The sequence below is a fragment of the Wolbachia endosymbiont of Atemnus politus genome (assembly GCF_013309895.1).
Genome location: NZ_JAAXCS010000112.1, coordinates 1 through 4,207, shown reverse-complemented (window position 1 = coordinate 4,207; position 4,207 = coordinate 1). Strand labels below are relative to the sequence as shown.

Below are 4,207 nucleotides of genomic sequence, written 5' to 3'. Positions count from 1 at the left end.
ACAAGGAGTGAGCTCTATCTTTTTCAGAAATTCGGTTGTTTGTTTTAGCCTTTGGTCCAACTTTTATTGGTACCACTTCACTGGCTACTGAAGCGGAGTTGAAAATCATTGGACCACTAATATCTAATTTATTAAGTTTACGCCTTGTTTTTGTAGTCTGGTTAGGTGATTTTGACCTTTGTGGTTTTTCTATCTTTTTGCTCATTTTGAGCTCTCAATTTATTAGTAATATAACTATTTTAAATGGTAACTATTAACTATGCGTGAATGCCATTTTAGGCAAATCTCTTGCAATGTTCACAGGCAGAAAACAAAAACTTGATTTTTGCAGCTAAATGATAGACTATCGGTGGCACACGTGAATATCTACAATGAAGGAAAAAACTTTCACAATTATTGATGGATACGGACTCCTTTTTAGAGCTTATTATGTTTTGCGTCATTTAGTTACTACAACTGGTGTACCAATAGGTGGTGTGTATGGCTTTCTAAAAATGGTTCTTAAGTACATTACCCACTCGGATTACTTAACAATAGCATTTGACTCTGGTAAAAAAAACTTTAGGCATGATTTATATCCTGAATACAAAGCAAACAGAGTAACGCCCCCTGAGGATTTAATTCCACAGTTCTCAATACTAAGGGAGGCCGTAGAAGCTTTTAACCTTAGCTATGAAGAGATTGAAGGCTATGAAGCAGATGACATAATTGCAACCCTAGCTGCAAGGTACGCCAACCATCAAGACTTTAAGGTAGTAGTGGTCTCGTCAGACAAAGATTTGTTTCAACTCTTGAATTACAATGTTTTAATATTTGATCCTATTAAAAATATATACATAGATGAAAAACAAGTAATAGAAAAATTTGGTGTAAATTCAAACAAGCTTCTTGATTTACTTTCTCTAACTGGTGATACATCTGACAACATTCCTGGCGTTCCAGGAATAGGTCCAAAGACTGCAGCTAAACTGTTAGATAAATTTGGTTCCTTGGATAATATCCTGGAAAATATTAATAATATCGAACAAACGAGGATTCGTAATATCCTCACCGAACATAAGGAAAAAGCGTTAATTTCAAGAAAACTCTTGTCACTATATGAGAAAGTGGACCTTCAGCATGATATTGCAAAATATGAAGTCCATTCTCCAAATGTGGAGAAATTGCTGTCCTTTTTAAAAAAGTATGAATTTAATTCCTTGATAGAGAAGGTTGGAAAGCTTTTTTCTTACAGTGGATCTAGCACAAAAGAGAAAACGGAGTATAGTAGTGAGGAATTAGAAAGATTTTTAGGGGATTGTAGATATGAAGGCAAAATCGCAATCTATTGCCATTTTGAAAATGACGCATTAAGCAAAATCTCTTTGTCTTACAGCGAAGATGACATTTTTTACATAGATCAAAACTGCCTACAAGATGTGCTCATTACAATTAACTCAACTTTGCTTTCAAATGGGGTGCTTAAAATAATACATGATATTAGAAGGATCAGATCAACATTTCCCACAATAGAAAAAGTGTTAGGCTCAATCGACGATTTGATGACAATGTCATATAGCCTTGACACAGGAAAGCATGATCATAGCATTCCAAACATAATTGCACATAATTTGAGCGAAAATGTAGAGGTTTTCTCAGCAAAAACTTTAATAGCAATCCACGAAAGACTGGAACAAAGACTATTTCAAGAAAGGCTTTTTACAATCTACGAGCGCTTCGATAAGCCGCTTACGGAAGTAATACTCAACATGGAAAAAAATGGAATATTGCTAAACATTCAAAAACTGCAGGAACTATCCGATAAATTTCAACAGTTACTCACTGTGCTTGAGAATAATATATATAACTTAGCAGGAGAAAGATTTAATATTGCTTCACCCAAACAATTAAGTAATGTTTTATTTAATAAAATGGGGCTTAATAAGAAGAGAAAATCAAAATCTGGATCGTATAGCACAAACTCTGAAGTACTAGAAGCACTTGAAATGGAAGGAGCTGAAATTGCAAGTAAGATTTTAGATTGGCGACACTTAAGTAAGCTGAAAGGTACCTATACTGATGCACTAATAAAGCGAGTTGATCCTCTTGATGGTAGGGTACATACAAGCTTCTCAACAACTGCAACCGGAAGGCTTAGCTCCAGCAATCCTAATTTGCAGAATATCCCTATCAGGAGTGAAGAGGGAATTTTCATCAGGCAAGCATTTATTGCGCCAAAAAGATACAAGATAATTTCTGCCGATTATTCACAAATAGAATTGAGAATTTTGGCACATATTGCAGATGTTACAGCATTTAAAGAGGCTTTTGCAAATGGACAAGATGTTCATAATATCACTGCAAGGCAAGTTTTTGGAGTGCAAGAAGGTACAGAGGTAGATAGACATCTGAGGCAAAAGGCAAAATCCATTAATTTTGGGATTATATATGGCATTAGCCCGTTTGGCCTTGCAAGGCGGTTTAAAATTACCGTTCAAGAAGCTGCTGAATACATTGATTATTATTTCTCCTGTTACCCAGAAATAAAGATCTATATGGAAAAAACAATGGCTTTTGCAAGACTGCATGGTTATGTAGAAACTTTGTTTGGTAGAAGGTGCTTTGTAAAGGACATAAACAATACAATTCCTTATCTAAGACAATTTGCGGAAAGGGCGGCAATAAACGCACCTGTGCAGGGCACTGCTGCTGATATAATAAAACGTGCAATGATTCAACTTTATGGTCAGCTAAAAGCAGGTAAAATAATCCTCCAAGTTCACGATGAGCTATTGATTGAGGTAGAGGACGATAAGGTACAAGAAACAGCAAAACTTGTGAAAGACGTAATGGAAAATGCAGTGAAAGTTTCTATACCGCTTGAAGTGGAGGTAAAAATTAGCGACAACTGGGGCTCAAATTTTCTTAATTATGATTTAAATGCCGCAGATTCCAAGAGTATAAATCATTTGAACTAATATGAAAAATATGCTACAATTAAAACATGGGTAAATGTAAATAGGTCAGCCATGGTAGGTATAACAGCAGCTTCGCAAACAGGAAAGAAAGAGTCCACAAAACCATCTACTCAAGTAACTAACGAAGATGAGAAAGTCTTTGAAAAAGAGGAACATCAGTTAATCTATGAAACTTTTTTAGCTACTTTAAATCCAGAGAAGCAAATACAACAGATAGAAAAGAAACTGCAAGAAAAACTTTCAGAGCAGGAAGCGCAGGAATTACAGAGCAAGCTGAAGTCATTAAATGATCAATTAAAGCTATTAGGGAATGAAGATGAAAAGAAAATTCTTACTTTTATATTTGAGAATAGTGAAGATATATTCAAAAATGTTAATCAAGAAAGTATAAAGTCACTAAGTGAAGAGAATTTTTCTCAGTTTTTACTTGCTGTATTTAAGAAAATTAGAGAGAAAAAATTAGCTAATGAAGAGAATTTAAAGAGTGATGAAATAAAGAAAGTAGTAAAGGATTGTGTATCTGATATACGAGGTACAGAAGCTAGAGATTCACTAGTAAAAATTATTGGATGGCCGCTTGGAATTAAGATAGACCCGAAGAACATTTCTGGCTCCTTTATGAGTGGGATAAAGGAAAAAATACCATTCTTAGGTGGGAGCAAAAAGGAGGAGGATGAGCCACCACTCAGTGATGGAGAAATGGTAACAACGTTCCTACGTAAGATTTTTCTTCCTACTTTTATTTCCATTGCTTTAATGTTAGTTTTTGGCCCTACTACATTTGCGGTAGTTGGTGCTGTTATTGGTGCAGTATTCGCCGTAAAAGGAGGATTTGAGGTTCTTTTTTCAAATAACAGAAAAGGTACTTTATATAACCCTGATACCAAGAAGGAGGAAGGAAAAGAATGGGATAAGGAAATTAGTGTTGGTATTAGTAAAGTTCTAAAAACTCCAGTTAAGGAGGCTGAAAAGGATAAGAAACCTGCTTTAACAACTGAGAAACCTGTTCAAGAAAGAGGAAATAGTGAGCCGTCTGCTGTGCCTGAGCAACTTAAGGCAAACGGATCCTTCCAGGAGAAAGAGGATAACCGGCGACAAAAAGAAGAAGAGATCAGCCGGTTACCCAAGTAGCCCATAGAAAATGGATTAAATGCTAAAAACCCCTTGACAACCCCCTTCAATCCTCTTACAATAAGACTGAAGCTGATTATTTATCTTCTCTGTACAGATTAAACGACAAAAAAACTTAG

The 4,207-nt window shown here is 35.4% G+C and carries 3 protein-coding genes; 2 read left to right on the top strand and 1 reads right to left on the bottom strand.

Annotated features, from left to right (window positions below; translation table 11 throughout):
* Nucleotides 1-205, bottom strand: a 205-nt coding sequence (locus HET73_RS06295; protein WP_174134211.1) for a hypothetical protein, incomplete at its 3' end; no start/stop codon positions are given.
* Between the two features lie 166 nt (nt 206-371).
* Here HET73_RS06295 and polA point away from each other — a divergent pair.
* Nucleotides 372-2,957, top strand: coding sequence for a DNA polymerase I (polA, locus tag HET73_RS06290; RefSeq protein ID WP_174134210.1), 2,586 nt, complete (start codon nt 372-374; stop codon nt 2,955-2,957).
* A gap of 51 nt (nt 2,958-3,008) precedes the next feature.
* Entirely contained in the window at nt 3,009-4,088 is a 1,080-nt protein-coding gene (locus tag HET73_RS06285) for a hypothetical protein (protein ID WP_174134209.1), read from the top strand.
* Nucleotides 4,089-4,207: the final 119 nt, after the last annotated feature.